Annotated in this window: 19 protein-coding genes; 11 read left to right on the forward strand and 8 right to left on the reverse strand. The window is 37.0% G+C overall.

All coding sequences use genetic code 11. The features are described from left to right. The first annotated feature begins 42 nt into the window (after positions 1 to 42). Genes C7J88_RS00080 through C7J88_RS00090 form a run of 3 tightly spaced genes read left to right on the forward strand, consistent with a single transcriptional unit; the run spans position 43 to position 2025 of the window. Entirely contained in the window at positions 43 to 606 is a 564-nt protein-coding gene (locus tag C7J88_RS00080) for a GNAT family N-acetyltransferase (protein ID WP_095116021.1), read from the forward strand. Positions 607 to 610: 4 nt separating this feature from the next. Next, positions 611 to 1261, forward strand: a complete 651-nt coding sequence (locus tag C7J88_RS00085) for an ABC transporter ATP-binding protein (RefSeq protein WP_095116023.1) — start codon at positions 611 to 613, stop codon at positions 1259 to 1261. Beyond that, positions 1258 to 2025: an ABC transporter permease gene (locus C7J88_RS00090; RefSeq protein ID WP_095116026.1), complete on the forward strand. Its 768-nt coding sequence runs from the start codon at positions 1258 to 1260 to the stop codon at positions 2023 to 2025. Before C7J88_RS00085 ends, C7J88_RS00090 begins: the two co-directional genes overlap by 4 nt. A 57-nt stretch (positions 2026 to 2082) precedes the next feature. Here the strand turns inward: C7J88_RS00090 and C7J88_RS00095 are convergent, their stop codons facing one another. Beyond that, positions 2083 to 3021, reverse strand: a complete 939-nt coding sequence (locus tag C7J88_RS00095; protein ID WP_095116028.1) for a 1,4-dihydroxy-2-naphthoate polyprenyltransferase — start codon at positions 3019 to 3021, stop codon at positions 2083 to 2085. A 178-nt stretch (positions 3022 to 3199) separates the two neighbouring features. Between C7J88_RS00095 and C7J88_RS00100 the strand changes: the two genes are divergently transcribed. The 4 genes from C7J88_RS00100 to menB are packed head-to-tail and all read left to right on the forward strand — an operon-like array spanning position 3200 to position 7833. Continuing rightward, positions 3200 to 4555, forward strand: coding sequence for an isochorismate synthase (locus C7J88_RS00100; RefSeq protein WP_095116030.1), 1356 nt, complete (start codon positions 3200 to 3202; stop codon positions 4553 to 4555). Continuing rightward, positions 4548 to 6221: a 2-succinyl-5-enolpyruvyl-6-hydroxy-3-cyclohexene-1-carboxylic-acid synthase gene (gene menD, locus C7J88_RS00105; protein ID WP_095116032.1), complete on the forward strand. Its 1674-nt coding sequence runs from the start codon at positions 4548 to 4550 to the stop codon at positions 6219 to 6221. The genes C7J88_RS00100 and menD overlap by 8 nt, the downstream gene beginning before the upstream one ends. After that, entirely contained in the window at positions 6208 to 7002 is a 795-nt protein-coding gene (gene menH, locus C7J88_RS00110) for a 2-succinyl-6-hydroxy-2,4-cyclohexadiene-1-carboxylate synthase (protein ID WP_095116035.1), read from the forward strand. Before menD ends, menH begins: the two co-directional genes overlap by 14 nt. Positions 7003 to 7017: 15 nt before the next feature. Next, positions 7018 to 7833, forward strand: a complete 816-nt coding sequence (gene menB / locus C7J88_RS00115) for a 1,4-dihydroxy-2-naphthoyl-CoA synthase (protein WP_371866989.1) — start codon at positions 7018 to 7020, stop codon at positions 7831 to 7833. 62 nt (positions 7834 to 7895) lie between these two features. Here the strand turns inward: menB and C7J88_RS00120 are convergent, their stop codons facing one another. Together C7J88_RS00120 and C7J88_RS00125 are read right to left on the reverse strand one after the other, a co-directional pair. Then, a complete protein-coding gene (locus C7J88_RS00120) occupies positions 7896 to 9065 on the reverse strand; it encodes an aminotransferase class I/II-fold pyridoxal phosphate-dependent enzyme (RefSeq protein WP_095116039.1) in 1170 nt (389 codons plus the stop codon). 123 nt (positions 9066 to 9188) lie between these two features. Then, positions 9189 to 10202 carry an acyltransferase family protein gene (locus C7J88_RS00125; RefSeq protein ID WP_095116041.1) on the reverse strand — a complete coding sequence of 338 codons (1014 nt, stop codon included), beginning with the start codon at positions 10200 to 10202 and terminating at the stop codon, positions 9189 to 9191. A 230-nt stretch (positions 10203 to 10432) separates the two neighbouring features. Between C7J88_RS00125 and C7J88_RS00130 the strand changes: the two genes are divergently transcribed. Further along, a complete protein-coding gene (locus tag C7J88_RS00130; protein WP_095116043.1) occupies positions 10433 to 12235 on the forward strand; it encodes an acyltransferase family protein in 1803 nt (600 codons plus the stop codon). 110 nt (positions 12236 to 12345) lie between these two features. On the opposite strand, the gene C7J88_RS00135 is transcribed toward C7J88_RS00130, so the two are convergent. The 4 genes from C7J88_RS00135 to C7J88_RS00150 all read right to left on the reverse strand — a co-directional run bounded on the left by C7J88_RS00135 (position 12346) and on the right by C7J88_RS00150 (position 18971). After that, a complete protein-coding gene (locus C7J88_RS00135) occupies positions 12346 to 16482 on the reverse strand; it encodes a GW dipeptide domain-containing protein (protein WP_095116045.1) in 4137 nt (1378 codons plus the stop codon). Positions 16483 to 16706: 224 nt separating this feature from the next. Beyond that, complete coding sequence (locus C7J88_RS00140; RefSeq protein WP_095116047.1) at positions 16707 to 17132, reverse strand: GNAT family N-acetyltransferase; 426 nt, start codon at positions 17130 to 17132, stop codon at positions 16707 to 16709. A gap of 136 nt (positions 17133 to 17268) precedes the next feature. After that, on the reverse strand, positions 17269 to 17739 hold the full coding sequence (locus C7J88_RS00145) for a DUF2538 family protein (RefSeq protein WP_095116049.1): 471 nt from the start codon (positions 17737 to 17739) through the stop codon (positions 17269 to 17271). 20 nt (positions 17740 to 17759) lie between these two features. Next, a complete protein-coding gene (locus C7J88_RS00150) occupies positions 17760 to 18971 on the reverse strand; it encodes an LCP family protein (protein WP_095116051.1) in 1212 nt (403 codons plus the stop codon). A 274-nt stretch (positions 18972 to 19245) separates the two neighbouring features. Here C7J88_RS00150 and C7J88_RS00155 point away from each other — a divergent pair, with 274 nt between their 5' ends. Both C7J88_RS00155 and C7J88_RS00160 read left to right on the forward strand, forming a co-directional pair. Next, the gene (locus C7J88_RS00155) at positions 19246 to 19899 is read left to right on the forward strand and encodes a PepSY domain-containing protein (protein WP_095116054.1); all 654 of its coding nucleotides are present in this window, start codon (positions 19246 to 19248) and stop codon (positions 19897 to 19899) included. A gap of 188 nt (positions 19900 to 20087) precedes the next feature. Further along, a complete protein-coding gene (locus tag C7J88_RS00160; RefSeq protein WP_059108181.1) occupies positions 20088 to 21398 on the forward strand; it encodes an ISL3 family transposase in 1311 nt (436 codons plus the stop codon). A 375-nt stretch (positions 21399 to 21773) separates the two neighbouring features. Here the strand turns inward: C7J88_RS00160 and C7J88_RS00165 are convergent, their stop codons facing one another. Then, the gene (locus tag C7J88_RS00165; protein WP_095116056.1) at positions 21774 to 22919 is read right to left on the reverse strand and encodes a globin domain-containing protein; all 1146 of its coding nucleotides are present in this window, start codon (positions 22917 to 22919) and stop codon (positions 21774 to 21776) included. Positions 22920 to 23121: 202 nt separating this feature from the next. Here C7J88_RS00165 and C7J88_RS00170 point away from each other — a divergent pair, with 202 nt between their 5' ends. Beyond that, positions 23122 to 23451, forward strand: coding sequence for an immunoglobulin-like domain-containing protein (locus tag C7J88_RS00170; protein ID WP_095116059.1), 330 nt, complete (start codon positions 23122 to 23124; stop codon positions 23449 to 23451). Positions 23452 to 23496: the final 45 nt, after the last annotated feature.

Below are 23496 nucleotides of genomic sequence, written 5' to 3' on the forward strand. Positions count from 1 at the left end.
ACAATAAAGACGTATTGTTAATTAGAAAAGGAGTGTAGATAAATGATTCGATTGGCAGAAGAAAAAGACCGACATGCCATTGCAAAGTTGACATATATGATTTGGAAAGATATGGAGTTAGAAATTGTGACACGTTACTCAGAAGAACAAGTGATTGCGGCAATTGAAGATAGTACAGTTAACGCGCATTATCGCAATCATTTCAGTCATGTGTCTGTTTATGAAATAGAAGGTGAAGTAGCAGGCATGATTATTGCATATCCTGGTCGTGATGAACAAACTTATGAAGCCGCTTGGGAAACACTAGAAGCTGCGCAAAAAATCCCGTTATCAACGACAACACCATTACCGATTATGGAAGCGGATATGACAGATACTTATATAGAATCAGTAGCAACATTCCCGCAATTTCGTGGACGTGGTGTCGCCAGTAAGCTTCTTAATCATTTGATGCAAAGTGAGCCAGGAACGATATGGAGTTTAAATTGTGATTATGATAATAAAGGCGCATTCTCTCTATATAAAAAGTTAGGCTTTGAAGTAAAGTCTGAAAAGAAGCTTTATAATCATCATTATTATTATATGACATATGTAAGTGAGGCATAGTGGAATGTTAGAACTTAAAAATATAAGTTATGAAATTGATAAACATCCAATTATTCGAGACTTATCGATGACAGTACAAAAGGGAGAAGCTATTGCTGTCACTGGACCGTCTGGTAGTGGAAAAAGCACTTTATTACGACTCATAGCTGACCTGATTAGTCCGACGAAAGGGGCATTGTATTTTGATCGTCAGCCTTATGATGTATATACACCAGAAGAATTAAGAACTCGAGTGAGTTATTTATCGCAAAGTATTGCATTATTTGGTGAGACGATTGCTGATAATTTGAGTTTTCCATCTACTGTGCGAAAAGATCATTTTGATAAGCAACGTGCACAAGAGCTTTTGGAAGCGGTAGGCTTAGGTCATTATCAATTGTCAGATCATGTACAGCGCATGTCAGGTGGTGAAAAGCAGCGTGTCACTATTGCACGACAGCTCATGTATCAACCTGATGTTTTATTATTAGATGAAGCAACAAGTGCATTGGATCATCAAAATAGTATGCGTGTTGAACAACTTATCTTTGATTTCGTTGCAAAAGGGACTACTGTTCTGTGGATCACACATGATGATGAACAGAGTCATCGCCATTTTGATCGTCAAGTCGTCATAAAAGATGGGATATTGCATAAGGAGGTGGCGCTCACATGATGAGTACGACTTCGCTTGTATTAACAGCGCTGTTATTGTTAGTGCCGATTATGATTTCTTATAAAGAACGATTGTACATTGCGAAAGACTTGATCGTTGCGGCTGTTCGTGCAGTCATCCAACTTGTCATTATCGGTTATATGTTAGAGTTTGTATTTAAACTGGAAACAACTTGGATAGTGTTGGGATTAATTCTTGTCATTATGATTAATGCAGCGGCGAATACGATTAAACGTGCGTCATCTATTATGAAGCATGTTTTCTGGATTTCATTTGCTGCGATTATGTCAGGGGCAATGATTTCGTTAGGTGGTGTTCTGTTAACGGGTGCTATCAGTATGAAACCCAATGAACTCATTCCGATTGCAGGTATGGTTGGAAGTAATGGAATGATTGCAATCAATTTAAGTTATCAAAACTTAGATCGCATTTTTACGAAAGAGACTCCGGCCATTGAAGCAAAGTTATCATTAGGTGCAGAACCAATTCTTGCAGCGAAAGATGCCATTCGTGAAAGTATTAAAGTAGCAATTGTGCCAACGATAGATTCAGTCAAAACTTATGGTCTCGTGTCCATTCCAGGAATGATGACCGGATTGATTATTGCAGGTGTGCCACCGTTAGAAGCAATCAAATTCCAACTGATGGTTGTATTTATTCATACAACAGCGACGATTATTTCGGCATTTGTGAGTACATATTTGAGTTATCGTCAGTTTTTCAATCATCGTCATCAATTGATACAAATAAACAAAGAATTATAAAAAGAGACACATCCTATTATGATGAGAATAGGGTGTGTCTCTTTTAAATTGGAGTGCTTAAATACCACCAAGTAACGCACTAATATAAATACCAAGCGCATATAACAGACCGAAAAATGTATTGGTCTTACCTGCAGCCGCCATTGCTGGCATCATCGTTTGTGGTGTATCATTTTTGCTGAAACGACGATATACTTTGACCGGCATTGGGAAGCTCAAAAGGACTAATAAATAGAAAAGTGAGCCGCCATCTTTGAAGAATACTGTAAAAATAACAAACAAATAAGCAAATACGTAACAAGCCGCTAAAAAGTAAAGTGAACCTTGCTTTCCTAAAAGTATAGGCAAAGTACGTCTACCACTTTGTTGGTCTTTGACTCTATCACGAATATTGTTTGCCATGTTGATCAGTCCAATGGTAATGACAATTGGAATACTAATCCATACGGCATAACCTTGGATGTTACCTGTTTGAATGAAGAAGGCGATTAAAATGATGAACATTCCCATAAAAATACCTGAGAACAACTCGCCAAAAGGTGTCCATGAAATCGGGAAAGGACCACCTGTATAAAGGTAACCAACAGCCATACAAAGTAAACCTACTGGAATGAGCCAGAATGATGTTTGAGCTGCCAGTAGCAACCCGAGTAAAGCTGCGATAACGTAAAAGGCGATTGCCAAGTTGAAGACAGACTGCGGTGTCATACCGTGACGTACGATAGCGCCTCCAATACCGACTGATTCATGATCATCCAATCCTTTTTGATAATCATAATACTCATTGAACATATTTGTTGCGGCTTGAATGAGTAGACAAGCCAATAACATAGCGATTAAGCGCAAGAGTGAGAGATGATCCTCACTTCCCAACATAAACAGCTTAGCAGTAGCTGTTCCGACTAATACAGGAACAACAGAGGCTGTTAGTGTGTGTGGACGCATTAATAACCAATATTTGTGTAAAGATGAATGTTGCTTAAATTGCGTACCCATATAGATTAAAACCTCGATTATTAATATTTATGATATAGGATTAGTATAGAAAAGATTACATTTTAAATCAATGCAAACTTTAATGTTTCAAGTTCTTAAGCACACAACACGTCATAAAAATGTTAAAATAAAATGATGAAAAAAATTAGATGATTATAACGAAAGAAGTGAGAAAGAGATGACTGTTGACGCACGTGAACAGGCAATCAAAGAAGCTATCAAGCAAGCGACAGAACAATGGGTTTCTGTGGAAGTTAAATTATCACATGTCATTGATCCGATAACATTGTTTGATGCGACGAAAGAAGCAGCAGGAAGTCGATTTTATTTTCGTTTAAATGATAATAAAACTGCATTTTTTGGGTATCGTATTGCAACCCAAATTAAAAATAAACAAGAGAATAAGCAGGCGATTTTTAAGCAATGGCAAATACTTAGACAAAATATATTATTTGTAAACTCCGAAAGTGATAGACATCATTTGAGACTTTGCGGTGGTTTTCAATTTTCAGATCACCGAACAGACGATGTGTGGCAAGCATTTGACCAGCATCATTTTATTTTGCCGGAAGTGCTCATTTCACAAGTAGATGGTGAAACATTTTTAACCTATACAGTAGAGCGTAATGCATTTTCGATGGATATGTTTCTGCACTTAATCAAGCAATTCGAAGAGATAACGCCACTAGCAGAAACGAATGACATGCCGGAAGTATTGCATATTGAAAATGTTCAGCAACAAGAATGGCAAAATTTAGTTGAACGCACAGTTGAACAGTTAGCAAATGATGAGAAGATTGTGTTATCACGCCAAAGAAAAATAAAGTTTTCGTCACAAATACATATCGATACGATTTTACAAAATGCACTGCGCAATGAGAAAAATAGTTATTTATTTGTGATTGAGTCTGGAACGGATACATTTATTTCACAAACGCCAGAACAACTCTTTCGTGTGCAAGACGGAATGTTATCAACAAAGGCAGTTGCAGGAACGCTTCATCGCACGCAAGACAGTGTAGAAGATGACAAACGTCTGCAAGCATTTTTGCAAGATGAGAAAAATTTAGGAGAACATCAAATTGTTGTCAATAGTATCCTTGAAGACCTCCAGCCTTTTGTTAAAAAAGCAACATACGATGCAGCACCTAAAATTTTAAAAAATGATCATCTTTATCATCTATACACTGAGATAGGAGGGCCACTCGAAGGGCATTCACATATGTTGTTAGTTGACGGATTACACCCAACACCTGCATTAGGAGGGTATCCAAAGTCAATGGCAATGGCTTATATCGATAAATATGAATATGCCGCACGTGGTTTGTACGGTGCACCAGTTGGGATGATTGATGCGTATGATGATTGTGAATTTATCGTTGCAATTCGTTCTATGTTATTGAAGGTAGACGAAGCAATACTTTATGCTGGTGCGGGTATTGTTAAAGCGTCAGATCCAGCTGCTGAAGTTGCGGAAACAGCTTTGAAATTCAGTCCGATGATGGACGCGTTAGGAGTGACAGATATTGGATAAGCACCAACAAAACCTCACAGAACAAGTCTTTCATTTTGCTTCTGAATTGTATGCATATGGCATTCGTGAAGTCGTCATTAGTCCGGGATCACGCTCTACACCATTAGCAATCGCTTTTGAATGTCACCCAGAAATCAAAACTTGGGTACATCCAGATGAACGTAGCGCTGCATTCTTTGCGCTTGGTTTGATTAAGGGGAGTGAAAGACCAGTTGCGTTACTCTGCACATCAGGAACAGCAAGTGCTAACTATGTTCCAGCAGTTGCAGAAAGTGACATCAGTCGCTTGCCACTCGTTGTCTTAACAAGTGATCGTCCGCATGAGTTACGTGGTATCGGTGCGCCACAAGCGATTAATCAAGTTAATATGTTTGAAAATTATGTCCGATATCAATTTGATATGCCACTCGCCGACGGCACAATCGGTTGTATTGAAACGAACCAATATCAGTTAGAACGTGCGAGTCAATATTTTGATGGCCCACAGCAAGGCCCAGTTCATTTTAACTTGCCATTCGCAGAGCCATTGACACCTGACTTGTCACGTAAAGATTTGTTGACGACACACACATATACACCCACGCATTATCAAAAAACGATGGATCCAACCGTTTTAGAGAAGACGTTACGGCAACCTAAAGGGTTAATTGTTGTGGGAGATATGCAACATCAAGATATTTCCCAGATTTTGACGTTTTCAACAGTATATGACTTGCCGATTTTAGCAGATCCTTTGAATAGTATACGTAGCACAAAGCATCCTAACGTAATTGCGACGTATGATTTATTGTTACGATCAGGTATGTCATTAGAGGCTGATTTTGTTATTCGTGTCGGTAAACCTGTTATTTCTAAGAAGCTGAATCAGTGGCTCAAACAAACGTCAGCAGAACAAATTCTTGTACAAAACAGTGCGGACAGAGATGCTTTCCCGAAAAAGCCCGACTACTTTTTTGAGATGTCAGCGAATGACTTTTTTAGATCGTTAGAAACTGTACCTATTGCGTATCGTAAAAAGTGGTTGAACGATTGGCAAACATTAGAACAACAAGCCCGTGCTGAAGTGACTGCATTACAAAACAATGCGACAGGTGAAGCGGCCTATGTCAGCCGTCTTTTGGAAAAGTTTGGCAAAGATGATTGTTTATTTGTCAGCAACAGTATGCCGATTCGTGATGTAGACAACCTGTATTTTGACAATGAGGCACGTATTTATGCTAACCGTGGGGCCAATGGTATTGATGGTATTGTATCGACGGCGCTAGGTATGGCAGTTCATCGTTCTGTGACATTATTGATTGGTGACTTGGCACTTTACCATGATATGAATGGTTTACTCATGTCAAAGCTGAATGATATTCAAATGAACATTATTTTATTAAATAATAATGGTGGGGGTATTTTCTCATATTTACCACAAAAACAGCAGGCACCTGAACATTTTGAACGATTGTTTGGAACGCCGATGCATTTGGATTTCGAACATGTTGCTGTGCTATATGGTTTTGGATATCAACAGATAATGGACTTGGATACGATGTCTTATACGAAGTTGCCTAAAATGGCATCACATTTGATGGAAATAAAGACAGATCGAGAGAAAAATCATGAAATGCATCAACGACTGTATCAATGTTTGGGAGAGGTAGCTAATGTTACATTATAATTGGTATACATCACAACAAGAGACAAAGAAAACAGTCGTGATGTTGCATGGTTTTATTAGTGATCATTCTACGTTTCAAGGGCATATTGAATCATTAACTAAAACTGTCAATTTATTGCTCGTGGACTTGCCAGGTCATGGAGATGATACATCACCAATGACAGTGTTATGGGATTTTGAATGGATTATCACGCAACTCCATGAATTATTGTCACGATATAGTGAATATGACTTATACTTGCACGGCTATTCTATGGGAGCACGAGTTGCGCTTGGCTATGCAACAAAACATAGTGAGATGCTTTCAGGATTGGTGTTAGAGAGTGGTTCACCTGGTATTCAAGATGAGATGGCCCGTATTGAACGCCAACAGGTCGATCAAGCGCGTGCTCGTGTATTGCAAGTGGCAAACATAGAAGTGTTTGTCAATGATTGGGAGCGATTACCGTTATTTCAGTCACAACAATTTTTATCAGCAGAAGAACAACAGCGTATTAGACAAATGCGTTTATCACAACGACCTGAACGACTGGCGAAAGCGTTGGTGGATTATGGTACAGGCAATATGCCGAATCTATGGCCGCGATTAGCAGATATCCAATGTCCTGTACAACTCATAGTTGGAGAGTGGGATGAAAAGTTTGTAGGAATTGCACATAAGATGGCACAACAATTTAAATATGCAGATATTCAGATTGTTCCAGAAGTTGGACATACAGTTCATGTGGAAGAATATGAAAAATTTGATACAATAATACTAGCGTTTATATTAGCTAACTAGAGGAGGTTGACCCAGTTGAGACAATGGGAAACACTAAAAGAATATAAAGAGATTAAATATGAATTTTTTGAAGGAATTGCGAAAGTAACAATCAATCGCCCGCACGTTCACAATGCATTCACACCGAACACAGTGCAAGAAATGATTGATGCGTTTTCACGTGCAAGAGATGATGAACGAGTTGGCGTGATCATCTTAACAGGTGAAGGCGACCAAGCATTCTGTTCAGGTGGAGACCAAAAAGTACGTGGTCATGGCGGTTATGTTGGTGACGATCAAATCCCACGTCTAAATGTATTAGACTTACAACGTTTAATTCGTGTCATTCCAAAACCAGTTATTGCAATGGTTAAAGGCTATGCAATTGGTGGCGGTAACGTATTACAGGTCGTATGTGACCTTACAATTGCAGCAGATAATGCGAAATTCGGTCAAACAGGTCCGAAAGTAGGATCATTTGATGCGGGTTACGGTTCAGGTTATTTAGCGCGTATTGTTGGCCATAAAAAAGCGCGTGAAATTTGGTACTTATGCCGTCAATATGATGCACAACAAGCATTAGAGATGGGCATGGCGAACACAGTAGTACCACTCGATAAAGTAGAAGATGAAACAGTGCAATGGTGTAAAGAGATTTTACGTCACTCACCAACTGCTTTACGTTTCTTAAAAGCAGCAATGAACGCTGACACAGACGGTTTAGCTGGTTTACAACAGTTTGCTGGAGATGCGACATTGCTTTACTATACAACAGATGAAGCGAAAGAAGGACGTGATGCGTTTAAAGAAAAACGTGATCCAGACTTCGATCAATTCCCTAAATTCCCATAAGTTCAGATAAGAAAAACGGACGCTTACGTGTGCAAAATGTACACATAAGCGTCCGTTTCATTTTATATTTTGTCAGGATATGTTTCTGATAAATATTTGCGCAGTCGAGCCATGCCTTCTTGAAGCTGTGCCATATCATATGCGTAAGAGATACGAATATGCCCGTGTCCACAATCAGTAAAAGCAGAGCCAGGAACCATGGCAACATGTGCTTTCTCTAAGACATCGACACAAAATTGCATATCATCATCTGTATATTGTTGAATGTTAGGAAATATATAAAATGCCCCTTGTGGTACGGCAGCTAGTGAAAAGCCCATATCTGTTAACTCTGATACTAAATAATCACGCCGTTCAATGTAAGCTCTGTTCATTTCTTTCGGTGCATCTATTGCTTCATTCAATGCAGTAATTGTTGCTACTTGTGATGGTACATTGGCACAAATACAGTTGTAAGCGTGCATAAACGTCAACTTCTCGATTAAATATTGTGGCCCAGATAGGAAACCAATTCGAATACCCGTCGCTGAATGAGACTTACTCAGACCATTGATCAGCAACAACTGGTCGTGAATAGCTGGGAAACGTGCGAATGACGTATGTGCTGTATTGAACGTATTCTCTGCATAAATTTCATCACTGATAACAAAAATGGGTAAAGTTTTTAATAAATCAACAAGTGCTGCAACTTCACCTTCAACAAGTGTCATGCCTGTTGGATTGGATGGATAGTTTAAAATAATAGCGCGTGTTCGGTCGGTCACATGTTGTTTAATTAATTCTGGCGTTACCTTCAAATCGGTATCACGTGTATCAATAAAAATTGGAATGCCACCGAGAGATTGAATCAGTGGTATATATCCCGCATAGACCGGTCCTGGCAATAGAATTTCATCACCCTGGTTGATAATACAACGGAGTGCGGTATCTAATGCTTCTGAAGCACCATTTGTGATGATAATAGACTCTGGATCATATGAAATGTCAAAGCGTGTTTTATAGTAATCTGAAACACCTTGGCGTGTTTCGAGTAAGCCTTTGTTATGCGAATATGTCGTTTGGTTATTCGTAATTGCCATTTGATACGCTTCCTTAACAATTTCAGGCATTGGAAAATCTGGTTGCCCCACCGTGAGATTAATAACGTCAGTCATTTGATTGATTTTACTAGAAAATTGTCGAATGCTAGGCGCTTTTAAATATTTACTATTTTCGTTAAGTTCAAGTTTCATAAAATCACGTCCTATATAAAGAAAGAATTGTCTTTAATGATACCATATTGTACAGAAAGTCATAAAAAAATAGCGTAAGTATGTATTGATTTTAATAAAAATTCATTACTTACGCTATATATCTTATTTTTTATAGGAAGTGAACGAAGCAGGGGATTTCAATTGTACGAACGGACTTGTCCACTTGGCAACAATGTCAGTTGACCATATCCACACGATAAAGCACGATAGTAAAAAGTTATAGATGAATCCGAGTGCTGGATGTGCATCGATAAATGGATAGATATTTTGGCCACGAATTAAACCGATAAAAATTCCATGTAGGAGATAGACATACATTGTACGTGATCCAATATATGTAAACCAGTAATGTTTTTCAGGTGTTAAATTAAGAAAAGCCATCATTGCTGTAAAAATGATACCGTAAAATAATAAGCGCTTTAACGGACTTAAAACGATATCAAATCCTGCCATTTCTACGTATGGAGAGCTTGCAAGTAACCAACTTGAATCAATTGGATGGAAATAATAGAAGATGAGAAAACTCACCATGACGATAAGGGATAATGGCATGTATTTCTTTTGGCGGATGGTGTAGATAAAGTTATTGTTCAGTAAGTAGCCAATATAAAATACCGGGAAAAAGACAAGTGTACGTGACCAGCTTAAATAGCCGTCAATATTAGTTGAAAATCCAGATAAAATGGCTACTAATATTGCAATCGGTAAAACATATTTAGGTTTAAATTGACGAACGACCAATAAAATGACATTGAAAGAAAATAATGTTAACAAAAACCATAAGGCGAACACCGGTGAAAACACATCTAAATCTACGGAACTATTTTTACCAGTTAAAAAATAGTAAACAGAGAAGAATGCATAAAAAATGAGATAAGGTCCTAATAGTTTTTTACCAACTTTCTCAATATAGCCTTCTCTACCAACATTTTTTGCGAAATAACCGGAAATAAATAAAAAAGCAGGCATATGAAAACTATAAATTAATAGATAGATTGCTGTTAAAAATGGTTGCTCAGAAGTATAAGGGTGTATCAAGTGACCAAATACCACTAAAAAAATCAATGCTGCACGTGCATTATCAAAAAATGCATCTCTTCCTTGAAAGTTAGCCATTATTATGTGCTCCTTTATTAAATATCATATTTAATGTAGTATAAATAATGTGATGAATGCAATTAAAAAGTGATATTTATCATACTTGGATTGTGCATCATTCTTGATTTTATTGGAAAAGTCGTAACATATAAATTGTTTTCTTTTAACGGTAGATATGATAAATTGGAAAAATACACAGACCCTTTTTTAAAATATCAAATTAAAAGAAGAGTAGAGGATACATAGCTATGACTAATACGAATTTCTCAGAGCTAGAACGCTTAAAACATCCACCTAGATATTTGCCAGGATTAGATGGTTTACGTGCCATTTCAGTGATGGGTATTATTATTTATCATCTTAATGTCCAATGGTTATCGGGTGGTTTTTTAGGTGTTGATACATTTTTTGTTATCTCAGGATATTTGATCACATCGCTATTGCTATTTGAATATGAAAACTATGGACGCATTGACTTAATCAGTTTTTGGCTTAAGCGTTTTAAACGTTTAATTCCGGCTATGTTGTTTGTTGTTTTATTTTCAGTGATTTATGTCGTAATGTTTGAAACAGAAATATTAAAAGAAATTAAAGGCGATGCCGTTGCAGCGCTAATATATATTTCGAACTGGTGGTACATTTTTCAAGATATTGACTATTTTGATCAATTTAAACCCATGCCACTTAAGCATCTATGGTCATTAGCAGTAGAAGAACAATTTTATATTTTTTATCCACTCGTTCTGTGGGCATTTTTAAAAATTTTCAAGAACAAGAAATGGGTCCTTATTACATTTTTTGTGATTTCTATCTTTTCAGCACTTTGGATGTTTTATCTGTCTATGCCAGATGCAAATAATTCAAGAACTTATTTTGGTACAGATACTCGTTTGCAAACACTATTGCTAGGTGTCATCTTTGCATTTATTTGGCCTGCTTTTAAGTTGAAAGCAAATCCAGCTAAAACAAGTAGAATGTTTATTGATACATTGGGAATGATTGCATTAGTAGCGCTACTTACGTTGTTTGTCACTGTGAATGAGCAGCAGTTTTGGCTGTATCAAGGTGGCTTTTATGCGATTTCGTTGCTCACTTTAATCATTATTGCAAGTGTTGTTCAACCAAAAGGTCTTGTTGCAAAAGCGATGGGGAATCCGTTCTTTTTATATATTGGGAAGCGGTCATATAGCTTGTATTTATGGCACTTTGTAATTATTACATTTGTTCATAAAAACTTCGTAGCTGGTCAGTATCCATATTATGTCTATATCATAGATGTCGTACTGACAATGATAATGGCAGAAATATCATATCGCTATATCGAAACGCCATTTAGAAGATATGGTATGCGCGCATTTTATATGAAAGAAGCACGCTTGCTATCGCTTGTTAGAACGGTACTTATTTTGGTAGCGGTTGTGATAGTTGGATTGGTTTTGGCTGGTAAGTTAGATTATTTTGCAAAACAAGAACAAAAAATGACTGAATATAAAACTGAAAAGAAAGAGACTCAAAAAGAAGAAAAACCCCCTGTGGAGAAACCACAAGAGAAGGAAGAGGCTTTCGATCCATCAAAATTATCGCCATTATTTATTGGTGATTCACTAACAGTCGGTATGGGATATTATTTAGATGAACATTATGAAACACCAACGATTGATGCGCAAGTCGGACGTTCGATTAGTGATGCGTTGAATGTAGCACCAAACTATGCGTCATATAATAGGGAAGGCCAAGTAGTAGTTATACAAATTGGAACAAACGGTGACTTTAATAAGGAACAAATTGAAGCACTGGTGAAAGCTTACGATAAGGCAGATGTCTATCTCGTGAATACGACAGTCCCGAGAGATTATCGTAGCCATGTAAATAATTTACTCGAAGAGACAGCAAAGAAATACAAACACGTCACATTGGTGGATTGGTATTCTGTTGGTGTCGGTCATACAGAATACTTTGCTTATGACGGTATTCATTTGGAACATCCAGGTATTCAAAGGCTTGTAGAAGAATTGGACAAGCATATTAAAGAAAATCAATCAAAATCATAAGCATATAAGACATGGTAGTCATACGTAAATTGCGTATCATTACCATGTCTTTTTATTAGGAATATAAAAAACAGTTGCAAACTAAGCTGCAACTGTTTTTTGAATGTGTCTTATTTAGTTTTGTATTTATCTACGTCGAAGTATTTACCAGATTCACCAATTTGATCATAGAAGTTTTTCATGCGATTTGCATTGTGACTTGCCCAAGTAATGTCTGTTGCATATTGATGAACAGCTGGATTATGTGGGTTCCAACGCATACGGTAGAGTGTATTTTGACCAGAGCCAATGTATCGCTCTTTAATAAATTTTGCACCACCAACGATTGATTTTCTAACTGAATCCCAACCGTAGTTTTGCGCTGTTTTAAAGCCGCTACGTACGGCATCGTGATCATATGCCCCAATACCAAACATATTGTAATATTTCTTGCTTGGATTTTTCACAATTTGATTTTGACGATTGACATAACCACCGTTTGAAAGTTGAGATGTACCATGACCTGTTTCTAATAGGGCATGTGAGATTAAATAAATTTCATTGATGTTATGTGTAATAGCCGCTTCTTTAAAAGCTTGTCCTTGACCGCTCAAAATACCTTTATTTTTCAATAACTTATCTAAGTCACTCGCTTCTAAACCTTGATATTGGTTTAGTTTTAAGAATTGATATTTTTGACGTGGATCTTTAGCAATACGTTCTGTATCCATTGCTCTACGTACTTCAGCAAACGTGGCGTTTTGCCATTTACCAGGGATATGTTGCACTTGTGGTTTATGCGTCAAAGCATATTGCTTACGTGCTGCTTGATCGAGTGTATAAGCTGATTGGTATTGTTTCGTTAATTGTGAACGAAGGTCTGAAGCTTTCACCCATCCTTTTTTACCATCTTTGAATGAACCGTAGTGCCAAGTAATGCCATTTACAATTGTTGATTTATTAACTTTAAACACTTTTTCGTAATAGCGTTTCAATTGTCCAGCAGCAGTTTTGTCACCTGCATGGTTATAGTAGTAACCGTTGTTGTTATAAACAAAGTAATGATTTGAATGATTTAGCGTTTGTGATGTTACAGGTCTTGATACCGCTGCTTTCTTAGGCGCCACTGCTTTTGTTGAGCTTGTTTTAGGTGCCACTTTCAATGCTGTTAAATCATTTTTGTTAATCCATCCTGTTTTGCGGTTGACATTACCATATAGGAAAGTGTCTTTACCGACTGCTACTGATTTGGTTGCATTAAATGTGCGGTTTGCCAAATGTTTTAATGTATCGATACGTTGTTTTGCAGTACCCCAAGGCATCGCATATAAACCAGACGTATTTTTATTAACAGTATATGTTGCTTTAGTCGCTTTTGTTGCACCGAGTGACTGACTGAAAACATCTTTTGCATTTACCCAACCAAGTGGTGTTTTGCCGTTTGTATTTTGTAACAATACATAGTTTTGATTGTTAGCTGTCGCAGTTTTAGTGATTTTATAAGTTCTATCAGCAAACTGTGTTGCATTTTTGCTCGTTTTATCATAAACAGATGCTTTTAAGCCTGAGTTATTTGCACTTAGGCGACCGATACGTGAAACATTTGTTGTTACATTTGCAACAGCCTTAGGAAGTGATAAGGCACTTTGGCTCACCCAACCAGCTAAGTTGTTTGTTGTACCGTATACATACACAGTGTTAGCAACCTTTTGCTGTCTGATTGCTTTGAATGGTTGTGCATTTTTGCCTGTTACCGTTCCGACTACTTGGTGGCTTGAACCCCATGGAGCAGCGTATAACTTTGTACCGGCATTAATCGTAAAGTTTTTGTTGATAACTTGTGCATATTCACTTTTACGGTAGTTTACATCTTGTTTTTTCACCCAACCAATATGTGTACCAGATAAATAGTCAGTGACTAAATAGTAATCTTGACCATTTAAAGAAGCTTTTTTCGATACGCGCATTGAACGTTCTGTCGCAGCTGTTTTTACACCTTTTTTATCATAAACAGTTGCACGTAAGCCATTATTCTTTGTATTGATACGTCCCATGCCTGTATCATTTGCTACTTTTAATGGTGAAACTGCTGTAGCTTTTACAGGTGTTTTAGTTAACTTCTTAGCCACTGGTTTTTTAACAACAACTTTAGATGTTGGTTTTTTAACAGCAGGCTTTTTAATAGCCGGTTTCTTAACAGCAGGCTTAGCCACAGGCTTTTTAACAGCTGGTTTCTTAACAGCAGGTTTAGCCACAGGCTTTTTAACGGCCGGTTTCTTCACAACAGGTTTAGCCACAGGCTTTTTAACAGCTGGTTTCTTCACAACAGGTTTAGCAGCAGGCTTTTTAACAGCTGGTTTCGCAACTGGTGTTGTAACAATACTGTTTGAGTTGACCCAACCAGTTAACTTATTGACTGTTCCATAGAGCCATTGTGTAGAACCAATTTTTTGTTGTTTTTGTGCTGCAAATGTTTGCTTTGCAGTTTTTGAAGAGTGGCCTTTAACTTGTGTTTTTGTGCCCCAAGGTACATCATACACAGTTGTTCCGGGTTTCAACGTGACATTTTTACGCACTGATTGTACAGCTTGTGCTTTTTGATACTGAACATCACTTTTATTGACCCAACCGATCAATGCATTTGTTTTTGAATCAGTAACTAAGTAGAAATTTTTACCATTCAAACTTGCATTTTTCGTTACTTTCAATGTTTGATTTGTTTTATTTGTCTTAATACCTTTTTGGTCATAAACAGTTGTATATAGACCTTTGTTTGTTGTATTAATACGTCCATATCCCATATCATTTGAAACTTTTAATGGACTATTTGTAGCAGTTGTTGTTGGTTTGGCCGCAGGTTTTTTAGTGACAGTTGGCTTTTTCGCAACAGGTTTTGTCGTAGTTTTGCTTACAGCTGGTGTTGTAATACCCATCTTCGTTTGATATTTCTCTTGGATGAGATCGTACAACTCATTGTAGCTGTAATTGTGCGCACGTAAATAACCATGTGGGTCAACGTGATCTGTTCCGCCCAAGTGTCTTGTTACAGCAAGATGTGTCCATACTGTTCCTCTACCGTCATATTCAGCGCTATCTGGTTGCAAACCGTAATATTGCAGGTTTGTTGCAACATAGTCTGCCATATTATTCATTTGACGTGCGAATGAATCGTAATCATGAACGTGTACGAGTTCCATATGAATGAAACGTTGGTTTGCTGCATATCCTGCACCATATGCAAGGTAATCTGTCGGTTGTGTTTCAACGATGCGTCTTCCATCGATAAAGCCATGTACGAATGCATTGTGGGCATTGCGTTTCATGTAAGCAATTTCGCCATCTATTGTTGATGAATCATTTGCTGTATCGTGGATAACAATTCCTTCAGGTTTACCGACACCACCACGATAGCCGTATCTAGGAATGTGGCGAGAGTAGTCTTCTTCATATTTTGGGACTTTAAAGTTTTTATTGCGAATATACGTATTAATTGATGAGTTGACTTTTGGTTTGTAAGCAGGTGCTGACATTTTTGGTGCTGCAGTTGCAGAGCGGAAAAATGTTGTTGTTTCAGCAGGTGTTGCAGGCCCGCCTTTACCACCGATACGTGGTGGAGTAGGTGCATTTGCGTCCACTGTTGGTGCCTTGATTGCTGTTTGATTGACAGGTGCAGGTGTCTTCTCGTTGCTAGCTGTTTGATTGACAGGTGCAGGTGTCTTCTCGTTGCTAGCTGTTTGGTTGGCAGGTGCAGGAGCAATCTCATTGTTAGCCACTCTAGACGTTGTGTCTTCTGTTGTGTTTGCAATGGATGCTGTTTGAGCGGCAGGTTGCGTATTTTCTGCTTCACTATGCAAGTCAATATCACTTTCAGGAATTGGTGCTTCTTCTTTAGTAAGTGTTGCGTTTTCTTCATTAGGTTGTGTTGTTTCTGTCTCTGCGTTCTTTGTTGCTTCAACTGTTTGATCAGTTTGGTTTTCTTGTAGAGTTGTTGAAGTTACTGATTGTTCAGCAGTTTTATTTGCTTCTGAATCAAGTGTTACTTGTGCTGGATCTTGGTATGTTTGTGTGCCAGCAATCTCGTGTTGGCTTTCAGTTGTTTGCTGTTTAGCAACTTCCCCTTGTTGCTTAGCAGTTTCGTCGTTTAATACATTGACGACTTCGGATTTTTGTGATGTTTCTGCTGCATCAACATGTTGTGCAGTGAGTGCAGTTCCAGCGAGTGTTAATGCAATCATTGATGGTGTTTTATACCCAAATTTTTTAACCATTTCATTTCTCCTTTGACCTTGTAAAACTTTAAATATAAGTTGATTACTATTATTATATGCCTTTAAAAACGCAAATGGTGTTTTTTAATTAGATTGTAATTTAACTTTAATATTGTTAGTCATATATATTAAAAAGGTGCTGTTTTCAAACATATCTTTGAATTATAAAAATTGTGATGAAAGTTCATACAGGGATTGAATTTGAATAATAAGTAGAAAGATAGCTAATTAATAGTTTTTTTCATATATCGGTGGGGGATATTCGCATCCATAAAAACATCACCATATGCGACGTATCCTAACGCCTCATAAAAGGGGATAGCATGGGTTTGTGCACCGAGTTTAAAGTGTTGATACCCTTGTTCGGAAGCGATTTTTTCGATATATTGAATCAATTTCTTTCCGATGCCTTGTCCTCTATTGTTTTTCAAAACTGCAACACGTTCAATTTTTGCAGTGTCTCCAATACCACGATAACGTGCAGTAGCGATAGGATCTCCGGATGCATCATATCCGATAACGTATTGCGCAGTTAATTCATGTTCATCATATTCTTCAGAGGGAGAAACACCTTGTTCTTTCACGAATACAGTTTCACGTATTGCACGTACATGTTGATAATCTAAATCATTATTTACTTGTTTAAACATATCGTCACTCCTTGATTGATGGAATAATTCTATCGTATAGAAGATGGGAGCGCAGTGCAAATAGAAGTTAGTGTTGAATCAAAAAAGTGAGATGCACATCTGTAAATGTACAATCTCACTTTGTAGTTTTATTCGGTTACGCGGCATTTCTTCTAACAAGTGCTGTATACTGCCAAAAAATACGCATCTGTACGAGATTCCAGTTATTCAATCCCATCGTGTACCCAGAAGGCTTGAAGATGTGTACGTCCGTTACTTCTAATGCTGCAGCAACAAGATATTGAATAGGTACACTTAAGTTTGTCATTTCAGGCGTTAAGCCTTCTTCGTTATAGACCCAAGAGAACGGAAGTGGGGCATTGAAGACATCGATTGCATCAAATATTTCTGGAAGTGCAACGATATAACACGCACCATCGATAATTGGGTTGCTCTCACTTTCACTGTAATAAAGTAACAGCGCTTCGTAATTCTCTCTATGTGCATGATTGACATAAAATAATTGATTGCGAAAATGTGCAAGGTCTTTACTATGAATAATCTGTTGCTCAAGCATGTTGAACATACCGTTAATTTGATTTATTTTTTCATGTGTATGGCGTGTCATGTAATGACCTCCTATTGCCATTAGTAGTATGTGTTAGGATCAAATTGTGTACCGTCTGCTGTGGATGACTCGGCATATGGATCTTGAGTCGCATATGGATCGGGTTCTCCTTGATCATATGAAGGGACTTCACTCTGTTCATATTCTTGGTTTTGTTCATCGGATGATGTTCCTTCATTCTCGGAAGATTGAAAAGCTTCATCAACTAAACTTTGATCAATTTCAGTCAAAGGTGGAATACCACCGTAAAACGAGATGACACGATTCATTAAGAAGTCATCATCTTTATTCGGTGCTAAACCTAAGTCTTTTCTTAATATATTACTCGTTTTAACAAGGTCATCTTCATCGGGAAGAATGTAATATAAACCATTCAATATCTCATTCTCACCTTTTAATTGTTGAGATTTGATCTTTGTATTACCTGTTAAATAAGTAGAAGCGAGCGAGCGCACCTCTTCATAAGATAAGTTATGGTTTGCATTTTTCCCGACAATTTCAATAATATCATCTAACTTTCGTAATGACTGTGTATCTTGCGCCTTCTTAAAAAGCAGTTTTAATACTTCCATCTGACGCTCACCACGTTTCAAGTCAGAATCCTGTTTTCGTGTACGTGTAATCGCTAACGCTTGATCACCGTTCAGCAATTGTTTTCCTTTTTTAATTTTGATACGTCCTTGGTCCGTCGTATTCGGTTCATCGATATCATAAGGAACATCATATTCAATGCCGCCAAGTTCGTCTACCGTTTTGACAAAAGCTTCCATATTAATACGGATATAATAATCGACAGGTACATTAAGTGTCGATTCAAGTGCATCCATCGAAGCTTGAGGACCGCCATAAGCATGTGCGTGTGTTATTTTGTCGAAATAGCCGACTTCTGGAATATAGCTTAGTGTGTCACGCGGAATACTTAATAAACGAATATCTTTAGTTTCTGGATTAAGTGTTGTAAGTATCATTGCATCTGTTCTTGATTGTTCAGTACTTTGGCCATTTTCACGTCTAGAACTACTGTCATCAATCCCCAGAAATAGAATTGTAACTGGATCTGAAGCTGCCTTTACAGGTGTATCTCTTAGATTGGATTGTCGTTCATTTGATTTTGAAAAGGAATCATTAAACGCCCCTTTTGATGAATGTAATAACATGAAACCAAATATAGTAGGAACAACGATGAGCATTAATGCTAATACGGTTAATAATATTTTTAGTCCTTTATTCATAGGTTATTGCTCCTAAAAAAGTGTTGAATTACAAATCATACTTTATTGTAATGTATTTTACTGGCTAGTTTCAATGATTTGTGACTAAACTTATGCGTGATATATTGAAATTTATTCATGTGACACAAAATATATGATAAATGAAGCAAATATATTCATAGTTATAACGATTTTCTCATACTTTAGGCTGAAATATAAAAAAAGGTGCATATTGATTCTAATAAAAGGGTACTACATATAATGTAACAAACATATAAATTGTGGAGGGAAACAAATGAAATTTAAAATTTTAACATTACTATTATCGGCAGGTATTGTTTTAGCTGCTTGTGGCAATGATAATGACGACAACATGGATAAAAAAGAAGACAATCAACAAACGACACAATCATCAAATGATAAGATGGATAAAGATCAGAATGATATGGACGATCAAGATGATATGGACGACCAAAATGAGAGTAATGATCAACAGTCTGATAAAATGAATGATCAAACAGTCCAATTAAAAGATATTCAAACCGAACCAGAAGAAGCAATTAAAACAGCACAAAAAGCATTCGATGGTAAAATGAAAAAAATTGAATATAAGCAAGATAATGGTGAATGGATTTATAAAATTGACTTAGTGAATGGAAATAAGGAAGCTGAAGTCAAAGTATCTGATAAAGACAATAAAGCCATTAAAACTGAAGAAGAAACAGAAAATGACAACCAAGATAACAAAACAATCGATTACAAAGAGATGGTTTCTTATGATCAAGCTGTAAAAACAGCACAAAAAGAAACAAAAGGTGACTTGAAACAATGGAAGTTAAATGAAGATGACGGTCAATTGGTGTATGAAGTTAAAATTGCAGATCAAAATAATGATAGAGAGTATTTAATTGATGCAAAATCAGGTAAATTAATCGGTGAAGATAAATAATAATCACCGAAGCGGGGCAACAGATGTTGTCTCGCGTTTTTTATGGGTCTTAATCTTTTGTGGTGGGATGGCATGAAATGCTATCCCGCCTTTTTTATGTTTTAAATCATTTGGATACAAAAAAGCGCTCACGCCTCTATAATTTTAAGTGACTAAACAAAAAAATAAAGAGGAGACATGATGCGCCTATGTGTAATGATATATTAAAACTACTAAAAATAAAAGATGAAAATATTCAAGTTCTTAAGGTGGAAGAAGATGTAGAAGTGCGTGGTCGGCTTTCTACGGTTGTTTATGGAACACTTTCTTATACACCCAAAGCTTGTATGAAGTGTGGTTGTGTCAATGATGGGCAAATCCATAAGCATGGTAAACGCGTTTCGCGTTTAACACTATTAAAATCTCAAGAATCCAATGTTTATCTTAATTTAGCGAAAGAACGCTTTAAGTGTCTACATTGTTTAAAGACTTTTACGGCTCAAACAAACATTGTTGATAGTAACTGCTTTATTACCAACCGTGTGAAATTAGCGATTCAGGATAAACTCACACGTGTACAGTGTGAGATAGATATCGCTCATGATTGTAGTGTTTCACCGAGTACAGTTAAAAGATGTATTCATCAACTCTCACAATCATTAATAGTCAAACCTTCATCTGGATTGCCAAAACATATCTCCATAGATGAGTTTAAAAGCGTTAAGAACGTGACAACAGCGATGAGTTTTTTGTTTATAGATAATGAAACGAATCAGATTATTGATATCTTAGAAGATAGACGTATTCATAAACTCAAAGAGTACTTCTATCGCTTTGATCGACGTGAACGATTAGCTGTTAAAACTGTAACTGCTGATATGTATGAACCATACATCAACTTCATTCATGAAGTATTTCCAAATGCGATTTTGATCTTTGATCGCTTTCACATTGTTCAGCACCTTAATCGTGAATTAAATAAGCAACGTATTTCTGTAATGAATGCTTATCGCTATCGATCATCAACAGATTACACGAAAATGAAAAAGCACTGGAAACTCTTTCTTTCTGACAGGCAGGATATTAATAGTTATGAATACTTTTGGTCGAAGTCTTTCAAAACGTACACAACATCAAGAGATGTTTTAACATATCTACTAAGTCTTGATCAGCAGCTCTATGACACTTATATGTTAGTTCATCAACTTCGTGAAGCATTGAAACAATGTGACTGGTTACGTTTCAAAGAAACTTTAATGGGTGTCGAAAAGAAGCATGTATCACGTGGTGTTTGGCGTATCATTCGATTCTATAAGAAATACGAGTATGTCCTTTACTCAACAATCAAGTACCCGAAGTTTAACAATGGAGCGATTGAAGGTATCAATAATAAAATTAAGCTTATTAAACGTGTATCATATGGCTATCGCAACTTTAATAACTTTAAAGCGAGAATACTCATCATTTTTAAGCTGTATCAACGTTCTAAAAAGCAAGAGCTATTAAGCTGTGTTGCATAAAGATTACCTCGTAACTTAACATGTCACAAACGCTCATATAACTGTATGGTGTAAAATCATTTCTAATACGAGACGCCTAAGGCAACAAGCCGAACTGAAAATCCATTTTGGCTTCACTTATTCAATAAAGCCAAAATTAGTTGAAGTGAGGCGCCTTGGCAAGTGAGTATTAAAGAAATGATAGTACTCAAAAAGCGTACAATTAATGAATAACTGTACGCTTAAATGAATGTAGTGATTACTACGTGTTATGATTAAGTTAAATATAAAATTAGTTACTTTTAATTATCTGCCCACCACAAAAGATGGACATCCTTTTTTATATCAAATCAAAAAAATGGTTGCGATATGATCGCAACCATTTTTGTACAAATATTAAATAGCAACACTTAAACGTGGTACAAATGTTTCGAAGTGGATTCTGTTTTCATCTACACCTAATTCTTGTAACTCTTGAATCATAGATTGTAAGAATGGCGTACCACCACAGATGTATACTTCTGTATCATCTGTTAAATAATCTTTAAGCTCTGCAGCTTTTAAGTAACCTTCTTGATCACGTAAGTGTGTGTGTAACTTCGCATCTTTTGCTTCTTCAGTAATCTTATCAAGCTCAGCTTTGAACGCAACGTCTTGTTCTGAACCAGCAACATTGATGAATTTTGCATTTGCACCTTGTTGTGCAGCATGACGGTACATAGATACTAATGGTGTTACCCCAACGCCAGAACCTAAGAATAATTGTGGTTTTTCTGCGTTGTGTACTTGGAAACCACCCACAGGTGCAGATAAGTTAATCATGTCGCCTTCTTTGAACTCGTCATGTAAAATTGTAGAAACTTCACCTTCATGACCTTCACTCACTTCACGGCGTACACCGAATGTAATGAAGTCTTTACCACCGTCAACGATTGAGTAGTGACGTTTTGCACGGTAAGGTAACTTTTCGCTTTCAACATCAACTGTAATATATTGACCAGGGACAAATTGGCTTAAGTCTTGATCACTTGATACAACAGTGAAAGCTTTGATGTTGTGTGTGACTTCTTCAATTTTTTCGATTTTGAAAGGTTTGAAACCTTCCCAAGCCATTCCTGCATAGATGTCTTTTTCAATTGAAATAAATGCGTCTGCGATCACACCGTATGCTTTTGCCCAAGTTTTGATGATTGGGTGGTTTTCATCCACACCAACTACGTCTTGGATTGCAGCTAATAGGTTTTCACCAACGATAGGGTAGTGTTCTTCGCGTACATCTAATGCGCAGTGTTTGTATCCAATTTCTTTGACGATTGGCACAATTGGTGTAAAGTCTTCAATATTCATTGCAGCAGCAAGTACAGATTGCGCTAAAGCTGTTGATTGAAAACCTTTTTTCTGGTTTGTTTGGTTAAACATATTGCGTAGTTCAGGATGTTGACTGAACATTCTATTGTAGAATCGTGATGTGATTTCCGTACCTTTTTCTTTTAATACGGGAACTGTTTCTAAAATAATCCCTTTTTCTTCTTGTGTTAACACAACAATCACTCCTTAAAGGTATTTACTCTTTATATTATTCACTAACTATCTGTATGCGTAAATAAAAACGCATGCAATAGCGAGTGAGATAACAAGTGTTCACAAAAATAAAACATGTAAGTCCATAGTAGGATTCCATCTTGTCCAAAAAAATGTATAATAGTCTGTGACAGTACATACAGAATGGAGGACCACACCAAATATGAACAAATTACTTCAATCGTTATCAGCTATTGGTGTTTCAGCAACACTAGTCACACCTAATCTCAGCGTAGAAGCAACTTCTAACACCATCCCTTCTATTAAAGGAACAGAAGATGCTATTGTTGAAGTGGGTAAAACATACAACCCATTAGCTGGTGTAACTGCATACGATAAAGAAGACGGTGATTTGACTGATAAAATCAAGGTCAATGGTCATTTTGATACGTCAAAAGCAGGGACGTACCAACTGGAGTACCAAGTCATTGACTCTGATGGTGCCATTGAAACATCTTCTCGTGTCATACAAGTTGTTGATGCACCGCAATAGGTGAGATGAAAAGGCTAGTCGTCGTCAGCGTAATATAAGCGCTTA

It is taken from the genome of Staphylococcus muscae, assembly GCF_003019275.1.
In the GTDB taxonomy this organism is placed as follows: domain Bacteria; phylum Bacillota; class Bacilli; order Staphylococcales; family Staphylococcaceae; genus Staphylococcus; species Staphylococcus muscae.

Excerpts from the sequence above, each read along its gene's own strand:
- C7J88_RS00125 (WP_095116041.1), bottom strand. The coding sequence starts at position 10,202 with ATGGCTAACTTTCAAGGAAGAGATGCATTTTTTGATAATGCACGTGCA.
- C7J88_RS00095 (WP_095116028.1), bottom strand. The coding sequence starts at position 3,021 with ATGGGTACGCAATTTAAGCAACATTCATCTTTACACAAATATTGGTTA.
- menH (WP_095116035.1), top strand. The coding sequence starts at position 6,208 with ATGTTACATTATAATTGGTATACATCACAACAAGAGACAAAGAAAACA.
- C7J88_RS00080 (WP_095116021.1), top strand. The coding sequence starts at position 43 with ATGATTCGATTGGCAGAAGAAAAAGACCGACATGCCATTGCAAAGTTG.
- C7J88_RS00090 (WP_095116026.1), top strand. The coding sequence starts at position 1,258 with ATGATGAGTACGACTTCGCTTGTATTAACAGCGCTGTTATTGTTAGTG.
- C7J88_RS00120 (WP_095116039.1), bottom strand. The coding sequence starts at position 9,065 with ATGAAACTTGAACTTAACGAAAATAGTAAATATTTAAAAGCGCCTAGC.
- C7J88_RS00085 (WP_095116023.1), top strand. The coding sequence starts at position 611 with ATGTTAGAACTTAAAAATATAAGTTATGAAATTGATAAACATCCAATT.
- C7J88_RS00155 (WP_095116054.1), top strand. The coding sequence starts at position 19,246 with ATGAAATTTAAAATTTTAACATTACTATTATCGGCAGGTATTGTTTTA.
- C7J88_RS00160 (WP_059108181.1), top strand. The coding sequence starts at position 20,088 with ATGTGTAATGATATATTAAAACTACTAAAAATAAAAGATGAAAATATT.
- C7J88_RS00135 (WP_095116045.1), bottom strand. The coding sequence starts at position 16,482 with ATGGTTAAAAAATTTGGGTATAAAACACCATCAATGATTGCATTAACA.
- C7J88_RS00150 (WP_095116051.1), bottom strand. The coding sequence starts at position 18,971 with ATGAATAAAGGACTAAAAATATTATTAACCGTATTAGCATTAATGCTC.
- C7J88_RS00130 (WP_095116043.1), top strand. The coding sequence starts at position 10,433 with ATGACTAATACGAATTTCTCAGAGCTAGAACGCTTAAAACATCCACCT.
- C7J88_RS00140 (WP_095116047.1), bottom strand. The coding sequence starts at position 17,132 with ATGTTTAAACAAGTAAATAATGATTTAGATTATCAACATGTACGTGCA.
- C7J88_RS00170 (WP_095116059.1), top strand. The coding sequence starts at position 23,122 with ATGAACAAATTACTTCAATCGTTATCAGCTATTGGTGTTTCAGCAACA.
- C7J88_RS00100 (WP_095116030.1), top strand. The coding sequence starts at position 3,200 with ATGACTGTTGACGCACGTGAACAGGCAATCAAAGAAGCTATCAAGCAA.
- C7J88_RS00145 (WP_095116049.1), bottom strand. The coding sequence starts at position 17,739 with ATGACACGCCATACACATGAAAAAATAAATCAAATTAACGGTATGTTC.